At 63.7% G+C, this 14619-nt stretch carries 11 protein-coding genes and 2 tRNA genes; 8 read left to right on the forward strand and 5 right to left on the reverse strand.

Annotated elements, in window-relative coordinates; all coding sequences use genetic code 11:
- Positions 1-258 precede the first annotated feature (258 nt).
- Positions 259-1158 carry a LysR family transcriptional regulator gene (locus tag AOG28_RS03855; RefSeq protein WP_043333112.1) on the forward strand — a complete coding sequence of 300 codons (900 nt, stop codon included), beginning with the start codon at positions 259-261 and terminating at the stop codon, positions 1156-1158.
- A 20-nt stretch (positions 1159-1178) separates the two neighbouring features.
- On the opposite strand, the gene AOG28_RS03860 is transcribed toward AOG28_RS03855, so the two are convergent.
- Genes AOG28_RS03860 through cydD form a run of 3 tightly spaced genes read right to left on the reverse strand, consistent with a single transcriptional unit; the run spans position 1179 to position 5726 of the window.
- Positions 1179-1991: an SDR family NAD(P)-dependent oxidoreductase gene (locus AOG28_RS03860; RefSeq protein ID WP_054555366.1), complete on the reverse strand. Its 813-nt coding sequence runs from the start codon at positions 1989-1991 to the stop codon at positions 1179-1181.
- A gap of 37 nt (positions 1992-2028) precedes the next feature.
- Positions 2029-3891: a thiol reductant ABC exporter subunit CydC gene (gene cydC, locus AOG28_RS03865; RefSeq protein WP_054555367.1), complete on the reverse strand. Its 1863-nt coding sequence runs from the start codon at positions 3889-3891 to the stop codon at positions 2029-2031.
- Complete coding sequence (gene cydD / locus AOG28_RS03870; RefSeq protein ID WP_054555368.1) at positions 3888-5726, reverse strand: thiol reductant ABC exporter subunit CydD; 1839 nt, start codon at positions 5724-5726, stop codon at positions 3888-3890. The genes cydC and cydD overlap by 4 nt, the downstream gene beginning before the upstream one ends.
- A 257-nt stretch (positions 5727-5983) precedes the next feature.
- Between cydD and gltX the strand changes: the two genes are divergently transcribed.
- From gltX to AOG28_RS03885, 3 genes are all read left to right on the forward strand, one after another.
- Entirely contained in the window at positions 5984-7459 is a 1476-nt protein-coding gene (gene gltX / locus AOG28_RS03875; RefSeq protein ID WP_054555369.1) for a glutamate--tRNA ligase, read from the forward strand.
- A gap of 197 nt (positions 7460-7656) precedes the next feature.
- Positions 7657-7732 (forward strand) — tRNA-Ala (locus AOG28_RS03880).
- 18 nt (positions 7733-7750) lie between these two features.
- A tRNA-Glu gene (locus AOG28_RS03885) sits at positions 7751-7826 on the forward strand.
- Between the two features lie 530 nt (positions 7827-8356).
- Here AOG28_RS03885 and AOG28_RS03890 read toward each other — a convergent pair.
- Together AOG28_RS03890 and gltA are read right to left on the reverse strand one after the other, a co-directional pair.
- Positions 8357-9244, reverse strand: coding sequence for an NAD(P)-dependent oxidoreductase (locus AOG28_RS03890; RefSeq protein ID WP_054555370.1), 888 nt, complete (start codon positions 9242-9244; stop codon positions 8357-8359).
- A 258-nt stretch (positions 9245-9502) separates the two neighbouring features.
- A complete protein-coding gene (gltA, locus tag AOG28_RS03895) occupies positions 9503-10789 on the reverse strand; it encodes a citrate synthase (RefSeq protein ID WP_043333109.1) in 1287 nt (428 codons plus the stop codon).
- Between the two features lie 391 nt (positions 10790-11180).
- Between gltA and sdhC the strand changes: the two genes are divergently transcribed.
- The 4 genes from sdhC (at position 11181) to AOG28_RS03915 (ending at position 14539) form a co-directional block, all read left to right on the forward strand.
- Positions 11181-11558: a succinate dehydrogenase, cytochrome b556 subunit gene (sdhC, locus tag AOG28_RS03900; protein WP_043333108.1), complete on the forward strand. Its 378-nt coding sequence runs from the start codon at positions 11181-11183 to the stop codon at positions 11556-11558.
- Complete coding sequence (gene sdhD / locus AOG28_RS03905; protein ID WP_043333107.1) at positions 11552-11899, forward strand: succinate dehydrogenase, hydrophobic membrane anchor protein; 348 nt, start codon at positions 11552-11554, stop codon at positions 11897-11899. Before sdhC ends, sdhD begins: the two co-directional genes overlap by 7 nt.
- A gap of 3 nt (positions 11900-11902) precedes the next feature.
- Entirely contained in the window at positions 11903-13675 is a 1773-nt protein-coding gene (gene sdhA, locus AOG28_RS03910) for a succinate dehydrogenase flavoprotein subunit (RefSeq protein WP_043333106.1), read from the forward strand.
- A gap of 159 nt (positions 13676-13834) precedes the next feature.
- On the forward strand, positions 13835-14539 hold the full coding sequence (locus AOG28_RS03915) for a succinate dehydrogenase iron-sulfur subunit (protein WP_054555371.1): 705 nt from the start codon (positions 13835-13837) through the stop codon (positions 14537-14539).
- Positions 14540-14619 lie beyond the last annotated feature (80 nt).

Consider the following 14619-nt stretch of genomic DNA (forward strand, 5'->3'; position numbering starts at 1 on the left):
CCTGAGCGCGAACCTGGACGGTCGGGCTGCGCCACGCAGGCCCGGCCGTCGTCGGTCTAGTCCGGGAGCAGGCGGCCGATGCCGCGGCGCGCCTGCTCCCGCATGTTCGTGGCGCACAGTATAGGGTGCCGCGCTTTGGAGAATAAGCGCGTACAATCGAAAACTAGGGTTTCCAATATGGAAACCTGGAAGATTGATGGGGTGTCTGGCCGTGTTCAGGGGGCCATGGCGGTTGCACAGCGAGGGTAAGGGAGACACATGGCGACACTTGATGCATTGCGCGTATTCGTCGAAGTCGTGCGCGCAGCGAGTTTCACGGCGGCGGCACGGCGACTGGGAATTTCCAAGTCGCTGGCGTCCAAGCGGGTGGCGGCACTGGAAGAGCAGCTGGGCGTCAGCCTGATCAATCGCTCGACCCGCAAGCTGCATCTCACCGAGGCGGGGCGCATCTACTACGAGCACGGCCTGCGCATCCGCGAGGAGCTGGAATCCGCCGAGGCCCGCGTGCAATCCGTCACCTCGCAGCCGATGGGCCAGCTCAAGGTGTCAGCGCAGGTGTCGTTCGGCTTCATGTATCTGGCCGCGCCGACCACCGCCTTCATGCGTCGCTACCCGGATGTCAGCGTCGAGATTCTGCTCGAGGATCAGCGCTTCGAGCCCATCGATGAGTCGGTGGATCTGGCGATTCGCATGGGGCCGCTGCCGGATTCCTCGATGGTCTCGCGCCCGCTGTGCAAGGTGGTCTATGGCCTGTATGCGGCGCCGGACTATCTGGCGCGCGTCAATGCACCGCCGGTGCAGCCCCAGGACATCCGCGCCTTCGATACCATCTTCTACGGCAATTACGATCTGGGGGCTCATTGGCGCTTCACGCTCAATGGTCAGCCCTTCGATGTGGAGCCGGAGTCGCGGCTGGTGATCAACAATCTGCTCGGGGTGGTGGAGGCGGCCAAGGCCGGCTTCGGTCTCGCCTATCTGCCGACCTTCTCGGCCCGCGCGGCAGTGGAGAGTGGTGAGCTGGTGCCGCTGCTGCAGCCCTACTGGAACGAGCATGGCTCGATGGTGGTGCTGTTCCGCTCACGCAAGTACCTGCCCGACAAGACCCGCGCCTACCTCGACTTCATCACCGAGTGGTTTCAGGAGCATCTGCAGCTCTGACGTTGCCTCCACCGAGAGGGTTACCACTCGATGGCCTGGCCGGCCCAGTCGTAGAAGCCGCCGCTGGCGATGGGCGGGAGCTCAGAGGCGACGCGCAGCAGGCGGCGCGCCACAAAGCCCGTGGTGAACAGTTTTCCCTCGGGCACGCGGGCCTGGAAGGGCGTCGACAGGCCGGTGTCGGTGGTGCCGGGATGCAGCGCGACCAGCAGCGCCTCGGGATTGCGCCGTGCGATCTCGATGGCGGCGGTCTTGAGCAGCATGTTGTGGCTGGCCTTGCTGGCGCGATAGGCATACCAGCCGCCGCTGCGGTTGTCGGAGATCGAGCCGACCCGCGCCGACAGCGAGGCGAAGATCACCGGCGTGCGTCGGCGCAGGCGTGGCGCCAGCATTCCCAGCAGCAGGGCCGGGGCGAAGGCGTTGACCTGATGCAGGCGCGTCAGGGCCGCCAGACTCAAGTCTTCCAGACGCTTCTCCGGCCATAGCTGCTCGCGCTCGTCATGCAGCAGGCCCAGTGCGTTGAGTATCAGCGCCGGTGGCTGTCCCGTCTCGCTCTCCCCATCCAGTTGCTGTGCCAGCCACTCCTCGAGGCTTGCGGTGCCTTGCTCGGTGGTCAGGTCGGCCTCCAGCGTCTCGAGCTCGGGATGCGCCGCCAGGCATGAGACATCGCGACTCACCGCCAGCACTTTTCCACAGTGGGGATGGGCGAGCAGCTCAGCGATCAGCGCCCGTCCGATCCCGCCGCTGGCACCGGTGACCAGTGCGCAGAAGCCCTGTGGCAGGCGCGCGAAGGTATCCGCCGCCAATGGCTGATCTTCCAGTCTGCTATCTGCCATGCATGTATCCCTCCGTAGTGGCCGAATGTGACTGTCGTCAGGCAGTGCGCTCCATCAGCCTGGCGAGACGGGAATCGCTGCTGAGCGTGGTCGGGGTGGCGTCTTCCTGCAGGCGGCCCGCTTCCAGCAGCGCCAGGCGCGCAAAGCGCTCTAGCCCCAGCGGCTGGTGAGTGATCATGATCAGGCTGCGGCCCTCGCAGGCGGCGAGAATCGCGCTCATCACCTGCTCGGCGCTGGTGCGGTCCAGTCCTTCGCAGGGCTCATCGAGGAGCACGATCGGCGCCGGTGACAGCAGCGCGCGTGCCACACCGAAGCGGCGCAGCTGGCCACCGGACAACGAGCGTCCCCCTTCATCCGGGAAGCCGGCCAGCCCCTGTGGCTGGCGGGCCAGCCAGTCGCCGAGGCCAAGGCTTTCCAGCATGCGCGTCAGTGCCTCATCGCTGGCTTCGGGAGCGGCCAGGCGCAGGTTGTCGGCGTAGCTGGCACAGAACAGATGCGTGTCCTGCGAACAGACCGCGAAGCTTGCGCGCAGCGTGGCCTCATCGAGCGAGTCCAGCGCCACGCCGCCCAGCGTGATGCGTCCGGCGCTGGGAATATGGAAGCGACTGAGCACGTCTAGCAGGGTGCTCTTGCCGCTGCCGGACGGACCGAGCAGTGCCAGATGCTCGCCTGCGGCCAGTGTCAGGGACAGCTCTTCAAGCACCGGCGTGTCGCCGTGGGTGACGCTCAGCTGCTCGATCTCCAAGGCATGTCCCACCGGCGTGGCAGCCTCGGAGTCACTGGGGAACTGGGCCGCCGGCGTATTGGCCTGCACGCTGTTGAGGCGCGCGGCCGCCGACAGGCAGCGACCGAGCCCCTGCCAGGCCAGCGGCAGTGGCGCCAGCGCCTCGAAGGCGCCGAGCACGGCCAGCAGGAACAGCGCCAGCAGGCGACCATCGAGCAGCTCGCCAGAATGTATCGTCATGTCGGTGTTCGCATATGGCGCCATCTGCATCACGCCGAGTAGCGCCACCCCGGCCAGCGTCAGCCCCAGCAGACTGTGGCTCAGCCAGCTGGCCAGTGCCTGACGGCGTGCCTGGGCGCGCTCGATACGGTCCCGCTCGGCCTGTTGCTCGGCCAGGCGCTCAAGCTCCTCATTCCAGCGACCATAGATCACCAGCTCGCCCAGTCCCTGCAGGCGCTCCAGCAGGCGTGCGCGCAGGCGGCTGGCCGAGGACTGATGCCGCATGGCGTCACGGCTGCCGCGCCACCAGGCCAGCCACGGCACCAGTCCGCCGGTCAGCACCAGCCCGATCACCGCCACCAGCGCCAGTGTCGGCGCGAAGATGCCGATCAGCGTGCCGGCGGCGAGGATGGCGCAGATCGCCACCAGCGAGGGAATCAATACGCGCACGTAAAGGCTGTCCAGGGCGTCGACATCCGCGCCCAGGCGCGTCATCAACTCTCCCTGGCCGGCATGCTGCAGGGCGGCGGGGGAGAGCGGCTCGATGGCCTCGAACAGGCGGCGGCGCAGGCTCGCCAGCAGACGCAGCGTGCCTTCGTGGGTGGTGACGCGCTCGCCATAGCGCCCGGCGGTACGCGCCAGCGCCAGGCCGCGCACGCCTGCCGCCGGGGTGAAGAAGTTGAAGGCCTGGGTGGCGGCGACGCTCAAGCCGGCCACGGCGGTGGCGGAGAGAAACCAACCCGACAGCGCCAGCAGACCGGTGGCGGCCAGCAGGGTGATCAGCGCCAGCAGCGCGCCGATGCCTAGCCAGCCGCGATGCTCGCGCATCAAGGCCAGATAGGGTGTCAACTCGCGAAGATGTGGGCGCTGTTCGGCGTGCGGCTCGGCCAGTGCTGGCTCACTGGCTGTGACAGCCGCGGGCGTGTCAGGCGCGGGCTTGCGGATGGCGCGGTTCATGCGTCACCTCGCGGCGTCGGGAGGGGGAGCGGGTGGTCCTGCACCAGCTGGCCATCGTCGAGGTGAATCAGGCGCTGGCACAGCGTCAGCAGCTCTGGTCGGTGGGTCAGCAACAGCAGGGTGCGGCCCTCGCCGAGACGCTTGAGCGCGGCGATCACGCGCGCTTCGCTGTCGGCGTCCAGGCTGGCGGTGGGTTCATCCAGCAGCACCAGCGGCGCGTCATGCAAGAAGGCGCGGGCCAGTGACAGGCGGCGTGCCTGGCCGCCGGATAGCGCCTGACCGCCCTCGCCAAGGCGCGTCTCGAGCCTGCGCGGCAGGTGCTGGTACCAGTCAAGCAGGTCGGCATTGTCCAGCGCCGCTTCGAGCTGGGCGTCGCTGGCGTGAGGCCTGGCCAGACGCAGGTTGTCGGCCAGCGTGCCGGACAGGACCACCGTCTCCTGACCGACCCAGGTCGCCATGCCCGGCGGCAGGCCGTGGCTCAGCGGATGGCCGTTGAGATACAGCAGGCCGTCGCTGGCCTCGACGAAGCCGAGCAGCAGATTGAGCAGCGTCGACTTGCCGGAGCCGGAGGCGCCGGTCAGCGCGACGCGTTCGCCCTGGGTGATCCGCAGGGTCAGCGGGCCGAGCGCCGGCGGAGTCAGCGTGCTGGTCTGACGGTTCCACTGATTGGGATAGCGCACACAGACCTCTTCCAGCATCAGCGAGTGCAGCTTGCGGGTCTGAGGGCGCACCGCGGGCAGGTCGCTGATGGCATTGTGCGCCTGTGCGCCAGCCTCGGCCTCTTGCGTGAAGGGGGCACTGCCGACGATGGGGGCGAGGTCACTGGCGGCAGCCTCGGCCTCGGCCTTGGCGTGATAGTGCACGCCCAGCTCGCGCAGCGGCTGATAGAACTCGGGCGCCAGCACCAGAATGAAGAGCGCGGTCTGCAGGGTCAGCGGTGAGTCGCCCCAGGTGCCGAATTGCAGGTGGCCGAGGAAGTGGAAGCCGAGGTAGACGGCCAGCAGCGCGATAGACACCGCGGTGAAGAATTCCAGCACCGTGGAGGACAGGAAGGCCAGGCGCAGCACGCGCATGGTGCGCTTGCGAAAGGCATGGCTGACCGCCTCGACCTGGGGGCCGCGTCTGGCGCTGCCGAACAGCTTCAGGGTCTTGAGGCCGGTGAGCAGGTCCATGAAATGACGGCCCATGCGGTCCATCTCCCGGAACTGCTCCTGCGAGCGCTTGCGCGCCGCGATGCCGACCAGAATCATGAAGATCGGTACCAGTGGTGCGGTGGTGGCCAGAATCAGGCCGGCCGTCCAGTTGAGCGGAAACACCACGCACAGCAGCATCAGCGGAATCAGCCCCGCGAGGCGTGTCTGTGGGCGGAAGTCGGCGTAGTAGCCGTGCAGTGACTCGACCTGGTCCCAGACGCGGTTGGCGAGACTTGCGCGATGCTGGCGACGCACCCACAGCGGGCCGAGTTCGGCGAAGCGCTGCAACAGGCGCTCGCGCAGGCGACGGCGGATCTGCTGGCTGGCGCGGGTGCCGGCATAGCCACGCAGGCCAGTGAGCGCGCCGCGCAGCGAGAGACTGGCGGCGAGCACCGCGATGGCCGGCCATAGTGTCGCCAGGCCTTCGCGGTCGATCGCCACGCCCTGGGCCAGACGGGCGATGGCCCAGGCCTGGGCGAGCAGCACCAGTGTCGAGAGCAGGGCGCACAGGATGGCGAGCTGGGGCCAGCGGCCACCGGCACGTGCCAGTGTCTCCAGCCAGCGGCGTGGCACGAATTCTGCCGATGCAGTGGCATCGGTGGGGGAGGGTGAAACATCGGGTGCAGCGGCAGTTCGGGGCATTCATGCTCCTGCCGGTGGTGGCAGAGATAGTTGCAGGGAGGCGCTGGCGTCACGTCTCAAGGCAGAGAATGACGCATCTGGCGCAAGCTTACCGCCGAGAGAGCGTTGGTACACGGCGACGCACTGTCGCACATCTTCACCTTGCGTATAATATGCCCCAGCACTTGCTGCTGAGACAGCAGCGTGATTTCACGCCCCGGCAGTCAGTCATTGCCGAGACGCTTGTTGCCCTCTCTTCTCGAACTACTGGACTCCACATGACCGTTCGTACGCGCATCGCACCGTCGCCGACTGGTGATCCCCACGTCGGCACCGCCTACATCGCCCTGTTCAATCAGTGCTTCGCTCGTCAGCACGGTGGCGAGTTCATTCTGCGTATCGAGGATACCGATCAGACGCGTTCCACCGGTGAATCCGAGCAGATGATCCTCGATTCGCTGCGCTGGCTGGGCATCGAATGGGCCGAAGGCCCGGATGTCGGTGGTCCGCACGGCCCGTACCGTCAGAGTGAGCGTGGCGACATCTACGCCAGGCACTGCCAGCAGCTGATCGATGCCGGCCATGCCTTCAAGTGCTATCGCACCAGTGAAGAGCTGGACGAGTTGCGCGAGTCGCGCAAGGCCGAAGGTCTGCACATGGCGCTCAAGCCGTCCGATCTCGCGCTGCCGGCAGAAGAAGTGGCACGTCGTGAAGCGGCGGGCGCGCCCTTCGTCATCCGCATGAACGTGCCGGAAAGCGGTACCTGTGTGGTCAAGGACATGCTGCGTGGCGAGATCGAGGTCGAGTGGGCCCAGGTCGATGCGCAGATCCTGCTCAAGTCCGATGGCATGCCGACCTACCACCTGGCCAACGTGGTGGATGATCACCTGATGGAGATCACCCACGTGCTGCGTGGCGAGGAGTGGATCAACTCGGCGCCCAAGCATCAGCTGCTGTATGAATACTTCGGCTGGCAGATGCCGGAACTGTGCCACATGCCGCTGCTGCGCAACCCGGACAAGACCAAGCTGTCCAAGCGCAAGAACCCGACGTCGATCCTCTACTACCGTCGCATGGGCTACCTGCCGGCGGCGGTGATCAACTATCTCGGCCGTCTCGGCTGGTCCATGCCGGACGAGCGCGAGAAGTTCACCCTGAGCGAGATGCAGGAGCACTTCGATATCCAGCGTGTCTCGCTGGGTGGCCCGGTATTCGATGTCGAGAAGCTCAGCTGGCTGAACGGTCTCTACATCCGTGATCTGTCCGAGGACGAGCTGCTGAGCGAGCTGCGTCAGTGGGCCTTCAACGAGTCCTACGTCAAGCAGATTCTGCCGGAAGTGAAGCCGCGCATCGAGACGCTGTCCGAGGCGATTCCGCTGGCCGGCCACTTCTTCTCCGGTCTGCCGGCCATCACGCCGGACGACTTCGCCAAGGCGAAGCTGGAAGGCGAAGACCTGGTGCGTCAGATGCAGTTCCTGACCTGGAAGCTTGAAGCCGTGAGCCGCTGGGACAAGGAGCACCTGCTGGCGGAAATGAAGCTGCTCTCCGAGCACTTCGGGCTCAAGATGAAGGACTTCCTGGCACCGGTATTCGTGGCGGTGACTGGCTCGGCGACCTCCACCTCGGTGATGGACGCGATGGTCATTCTGGGCTCCGACATGACGCGCGCGCGTCTGCGTCACGCCGTGGCCGTGCTGGGCGGCGTCTCCAAGAAGGCTGCCAAGCGCTTCGAGAAGGAATATCGCGACCTGTAAGAATATCGCGACCTGCAAGGGTGTCTGCGATGTGCAGATGATGGCCCCCGTGACGTATGTCGTCATGGGGGCCATGTCTTGCAGCAGGGCGCTGAACAGCGCTTTCAGTGCTGATCAGCAGCACGATGAGAATTGTGTGAAAAAGAAGTTGACGACCCCGAGGGTTATCAGTAAGATACGCCTCGTTCTTGAGAGACGGGGCCTTAGCTCAGCTGGGAGAGCGCAACACTGGCAGTGTTGAGGTCAGCGGTTCGATCCCGCTAGGCTCCACCAAGTTTCTCAAGCGACTGCGTCCCATTCGTCTAGTGGTCCAGGACACCGCCCTTTCACGGCGGTAACAGGGGTTCGAACCCCCTATGGGACGCCACTCTTCAGACATCTCGAGTCACCTTTCAGGTCTCGTGAAGTCAACAAAAAAGCACACCTTACGGGGTGTGTTTTTTTTGTCCCTGATTCTGGCTTATGCACAGCTTGTGTGTCGGCAGAAAAGCATGTTATCCCCAAGTCGCTCTTGACAGACCCCGTGTCTTGTCCACTGTTCGCGCGCTGTCACATCTCCCCCTGCGTCTCTTCCCAAAGTGCGGCCCCTGCGGCTGGCGCTTACGTCGTGTTACCAAAAATTTCTTTTATATCAATGGTTTATGCGCTGGTTAAATTTTGTGCAATCTGTTGGTAAGCCTGCTGTCATGCTGGTTCGCCGCGCTTGTCTAGGGGTTATCAACGAGGTTATCCACAGATAGTGTGGAAAAACCTGCCGAGCGCCGCTGCTGTCTGGGATGTTGCGCTGCGGCACGAAAAAACGCCTCATTCCCGCGTCCATATGGCGTTGGAATGAGGCGTTTTCAGTGCGAGGCCGTGTGATGCGATTCAGCTCGCTCGCATGTATTCAGGCCCGCTTCATCTGGAGAGGCGCTTGAGCAGCGAGGAGGTGTCCCAGCGATTGCCGCCCATGGCCTGCACGTCGGCATAGAACTGATCGACCAGCGCGGTCACCGGCAGGCTGGCATCGATGCGGCGTGCTTCCGCCAGACAGATGTCGAGGTCCTTGCGCATCCAGTCGACGGCAAAGCCGTGATCGTACTCGTCCTTGATCATGGTGGCGTGGCGGTTCTCCATCTGCCAGGAGCCGGCGGCGCCCTTGGAGATCACCTCGATCACCGCCTCGCGATCCAGCCCTGCCTGCTCGGCGAAGTGCAGGCCCTCGGAAAGCGCCTGCACCAGCCCGGCAATGCAGATCTGATTGACCATCTTGGTGGTCTGGCCTGCACCGGTCTCGCCGATGCGCTTCACCATGCGACCGTAGTGCGTCAGCACCGGCTCGGCGCGTGCGTAATCCGCCTCGCTGCCGCCACACATGATGGTCAGCACGCCATTCACGGCGCCTTGCTGACCGCCGGAGACCGGTGCGTCGACGAAGCCGATGCCAGCCTCGGCCGCGGCGGCGGCCAGCTCGCGTGCCAGGTCGGCACTGGCGGTGGTGTGGTCCACCAGCAGGCTGCCGCTCGCCATGCCGGCCAGCACACCGTCGTCGCCGTAGGTGACGCTGCGCACGTCATCATCGTTGCCCACGCACATCAGCACGATATCGGCGCCCTCGGCGGCTTCTCGCGGGGTAGCGTGATGGCTGCCGCCGTACTCCTCGCTCCACTGCTCGGCGCGTGCACGTGTGCGGTTGTAGACCCGCACCTCCAGGCCTGCGCGTTTCAGGTGGCCGGCCATGGGGTAACCCATGACACCGAGTCCGATGAAGGCGGCGGTACGTGGCGTTGTGTGTGTGTCTGACATGCTGGGGGCTCCTTGCCATCAATCAGGAATGAGGTTGCGCCGCTCGCGGTGGGGCGCATGGCGTGCCGGCGCGTACAGGGCGTGACGAAGGTACATCAGCACGCTAGCACGTCCGGGGCGGGGATGGGGCGGCTTTGTGGCTTGCTGTCAGGCAGAGGCTGCGCGCATGAGAGGCGACAGCCAAAAAAAACCGCCTCCGAAGAGGCGGTCTGTCCTGCAGGCGAATGACCCGATGTTGCCGGGTTGCCTGGTGCTGGGTTACTTGGCCGGATAGTCGCGCTGCGGGTGGCCGGTGTAGAGCTGACGCGGACGGCCGATGCGGTGGCCGCCGGCGATCATCTCGTTCCAGTGGGAGATCCAGCCGATGGTGCGCGACATGGCGAAGATGACCGTGAACATGTTGGTCGGGATGCCGATCGCCTTGAGGATGATGCCGGAATAGAAGTCGACATTCGGGTACAGCTTGCGCTCGATGAAGTACTCGTCTTCCAACGCGATCTGTTCCAGGCGCTTGGCGATCTTGAGCTGCGGGTCGTCCGCCATGCCCAGCTGCTCCAGCACTTCGTCGCAGGTCTCTTTCATGACCTTGGCGCGCGGATCGAAGTTGCGATAGACGCGGTGACCGAAGCCCATGAGCTTGAACGGGTCTTCCTTGTCCTTGGCCTTGTCGATGAAGCGCTGGATGTTCTCCTCGGACTCTTCACCGATCTCGTCGAGCATGGCCAGCACGGCTTCGTTGGCGCCGCCGTGTGCCGGGCCCCACAGTGCCGCGATACCGGCGCTGATGCAGGCGAACGGGTTGGCACCGGTGGAGCCGGCCAGACGCACGGTAGAGGTCGAGGCGTTCTGCTCGTGGTCGGCGTGCAGCATGAAGATGGTGTCCATCGCCTTGGCGAACACCGGGTTGATCTTGTACTCCTCGCACGGGTTGCCGAACATCATGTACAGGAAGTTCTCGCCGTAGGAGAGGTCATTGCGCGGGTACATGAACGGCTGACCGATGTTGTACTTGTGGCACATGGCCGCCAGGGTCGGCATCTTGGCGATCAGGCGCACGGCGCTGACGTAGCGTTCCTTCTCGTTGGTGATGTTCAGGTTGTCGTGATAGAAGGCGGCCAGGCCACCGACCACGCCGCACAGGATCGCCATCGGGTGGGCGTCGCGACGGAAGCCCTTGAAGAAGTTGACGATCTGTTCATGCACCATGGTGTGGTTGCTGATCAGCTGGGCGAACTTGTCGTATTCCTCGTCGCTCGGCAGCTCTCCGAACAGCAGCAGGTAGCACAGCTCGATGTAGTTGGAGCTCTTGGCCAGCTGGTCGATGGGGTAGCCGCGATGCAGCAGTACGCCTTTCTGGCCATCGATGAAGGTGATGGATGATTCGCAGGCGGCAGTGGAGACGAAGCCCGGGTCGTAGGTGAACATGCCTTCGGCGGTCAGGCCGCGAACGTCGATGACGTCCTGGCCGAGCGTGCCGGAATAGACCGGGAACTCGATGCTCTTGTCGATACCGTCTACTGTCAATGTCGCTTTCTTGTCAGTCATGCCGACCTCCTCATTATTCGCGTAACTCTTTGACTTGCTTGCCATGCCGGGCTTGCATCAATCCCGCCCACTATAGAAGCCCGCGAAAGATTGTCAATTCGCCACACGGCGTAGAGACGCGCGCCATGCTGCTGTGCGTCAGTTCCCCGACGTTTACGTATCCCGTGGCGTCAGGTCGCGTCCTGTTCACTGCATTTTGTGCAATCCGTGGTTGCGGCCCTGCGACGTCATGCCATTTGTCATGCCAATGGCCAACCCCTATAATCCACCGTCGCGCGACTGGCGGGAAATTCGGCTCGGTACCGTGGATGGCCTGCGCCCGAGACCCTTCCTCAAACCACCGCCCCTGCGGGCTTGCGTCCGTGTTGGGCCAAGAGAGTGTGTAAGAGCCGTGAATAGCAAACGACCCGTAAATCTCGATCTGACGACGATAAAGTTCCCTCTCCCTGCGCTGACTTCAATCACCCACCGTATTACTGGCGTGATTCTGTTCGTGGGCCTGGTATTTGCGCTGTGGGCACTCGATGCCTCGCTGTCCTCCCCGGAAGGGTTCGAGGCAGTGCGCGACACCCTGGCGACCAACTTCCTGGCCAAGATCGTGGCCTGGGGCCTGCTGTCTGCCCTCGGTTTCCACTTCGTGGCTGGCATCAAGCACCTGCTGATGGACATGGATATTGGTGTCGAACTGGAAAGTGCTAATCGCAAGGCGCAGGTCACTGTCGTGATCAGTGCTGTTCTCGTGGTCCTGGCGGGAGTCTGGGTATGGTAAACAACATCACCAATTTCAGCCGCAGCGGTCTGTCCGACTGGGTGCTGCAGCGTGTTTCTGCCGTGATTCTGGCAGTCTATTCCGTGTTCATGGTCGGCTACCTGCTGCTCCATCCGAACCTCGACTACACCACCTGGAGTGGTCTGTTCGAGAACACGGCGATGCGCATCTTCTCTCTGATGGCATTCATCTCGATTGCCGCACACGCCTGGATCGGTCTGTGGACCGTGGCGACCGATTACATGAAGCCGACCGCACTGCGTTTCGGTTTCCAGGTCTTCGTCATCCTTGCGTTGTTCATCTTCTTGGTCTGGGGCGTTCAAGTCCTGTGGGGAGCCTGATACATGTCCACCATGCGTAGCCTGACATTCGACGCGATCATCATCGGCGGCGGCGGCGCTGGCCTGCGTGCCGGTCTCGAACTGTCCCAGTCCGGCAAGAAGACCGCCGTGCTGTCCAAGGTCTTCCCGACCCGCTCGCATACTGTCTCTGCCCAGGGCGGTATCACCTGTGCCATCGCTTCTGCTGATCCGAATGATGATTGGCGCTGGCACATGTATGACACCGTCAAGGGTGGCGATTACATCGCTGATCAGGACGCTGCGGAATATATGTGTACCGAAGGCCCGAAAGCGGTCTTCGAGCTTGAGCACATGGGTCTGCCGTTCTCCCGTTTCGACAACGGCCGCATTTATCAGCGTCCGTTCGGTGGCCAGTCCAAGGACTTCGGCAAGGGCGGCCAGGCGGCTCGTACCTGCGCCGCGGCTGACCGTACCGGTCACGCCCTGCTGCACACTCTGTATCAGGCCAACCTGAAGAACGGTACCGTCTTCCTCGACGAGTGGTACGCCATCGATCTGGTCAAGAATGCCAACGGCGATATCGTCGGCGTGATTGCCCTGTGCATCGAGACCGGCGAGACCGTGGTCGTGAAGTCCAAGGCCACCGTTCTGGCCACCGGCGGTGCGGGCCGTATCTACGCCTCCACCACCAATGCCCTGATCAACACCGGCGACGGTATCGGCATGGCACTGCGTGCCGGCCTGCCGGTCCAGGACATGGAAATGTGGCAGTTCCACCCGACCGGGATTCACGGTGCGGGCGTGCTGGTCACCGAAGGTTGCCGCGGTGAAGGTGGCTACCTGGTCAACAAGGACGGCGAGCGCTTCATGGAGCGTTATGCGCCGAACGCCAAGGACCTCGCGGGCCGTGACGTCGTCGCGCGCTCCATGGTGCTGGAAATCCTCGAAGGCCGTGGCTGTGGCGAGAATGGCGACCACGTCTTCCTGAAGCTGGATCACCTGGGCGAGGAAGTGCTGAACAAGCGCCTGCCGGGTATCTCCGAGCTGTCCAAGACCTTCGCGCACGTCGATCCGACCAACGCGCCGATCCCGGTCGTGCCGACCTGCCACTACATGATGGGCGGCATCGCCACCAACGTGCACGGTCAGGCCATCGCACAGAACGAAGACGGCAGCGACCGCATCGTCAACGGCCTCTATGCCGTGGGTGAAGTGGCCTGTGTGTCCGTTCACGGCGCCAACCGTCTGGGCGGCAACTCGCTGCTGGATCTGGTCGTCTTCGGCCGCGCCGCGGGCAAGTACATCGAAAGCGCGCTCAACGAAGGTGTCGAGTACCTCGAGCCGACGCAGAGCGACATCGATGCAGCCCTGGTGCGCCTGAACCGCTGGAACGAGTCCGAAAGCGGCGAGTCCGTGCCGGAACTCAAGCGCGAACTGCAGCAGATCATGCAGAACTCCTTCGGTGTCTTCCGTCAGGAAGACAAGATGGAAGAGGGCGTCAAGCAACTGTCCGATCTGCGTGAGCGTATCGCCAAGGCGGGTCTGTCCGACAAGTCTCAGGTCTTCAATACCGCGCGTATCGAAGCTCTCGAGCTGGACAACCTGATGGAAGTGGCGGAAGCCACTGCCATTGCGGCCCTGACCCGCAAGGAAAGCCGTGGTGCTCACTCCCGTTACGACTTCCCGGACCGTGATGACGAGAACTGGCTCAAGCATTCTCTGTTCTTCCCGAACGAGAAGCGTGTCGGCAAGCGTGATGTGAACTTCGCGCCGAAGACCGTCGAGCGTTTCGAGCCGAAGATTCGTACCTACTGAGTCTGAACCCAAGGCGCGCGTCGCGACCCGCTCGGGACGCCGCGCCTTCTTTCAGACCAAGTTCGCACTCGCTCGAGTTCACTCTCGCTTGAGTTCGCCGTGATCGAGGTGCGTGCAGGTCACCGCACGCACCTGACCCGTTTGCCCGGAGGGGAAACCATGCTTCAGGTATCCATATACCGCTACAACCCTGAAACCGATACTGCGCCGTACATGCAGGAGTTTCAGGTCGACACCCAAGGTCGTGACCTGATGGTGTTGAACGTGATGGAAATGCTCAAGGAACAGGACAGCTCGCTGGCCTATCGTCGCAGCTGCCGTGAAGGCGTCTGTGGTTCGGACGGCATGAACATGAACGGCAAGAACGGCCTGACCTGTGTCACCGCGCTGTCCGAAGTCGTCAAGGACAACAAGCTGGTGCTGCGTCCGCTGCCGGGCCTGCCGGTCGTGCGTGACCTGGTCGTCGACATGAGCATCTTCTACAAGCAGTACGAGCGCATCCAGCCGTACCTGCTCAACGACACGTCGGCGCCGGCCATCGAGCGTCTGCAGTCGCCGGAAGACCGTGACAAGCTCGACGGTCTCTACGAGTGCATTCTGTGTGCCTGCTGCTCGACTGCCTGCCCGTCCTTCTGGTGGAACCCGGACAAGTTCGTCGGTCCGAGCGGTCTGCTGCAGGCCTATCGCTTCCTGGCGGACTCGCGTGACACCGCCACCAAGGAGCGTTTGAGCGAGCTGGACGACCCGTTTGCCGTATTCCGTTGTCGCGGAATCATGAATTGTGTCGCGGTTTGCCCCAAGGGTCTGAACCCGACACGTGCCATCGGCAAGATTCGTGAGCTTTTGCTGGCAAACGCCACTTAAAAGCCGCGCCTTAGCTTGCTATGATGCACGTCAGCTGCGGCAGGGTGTCACACCTTGTCGCAGCGCACAGCTTGCTGAAG

The sequence above is a fragment of the Cobetia sp. UCD-24C genome (genome assembly GCF_001306765.1).
Lineage (GTDB): Bacteria > Pseudomonadota > Gammaproteobacteria > Pseudomonadales > Halomonadaceae > Cobetia > Cobetia amphilecti.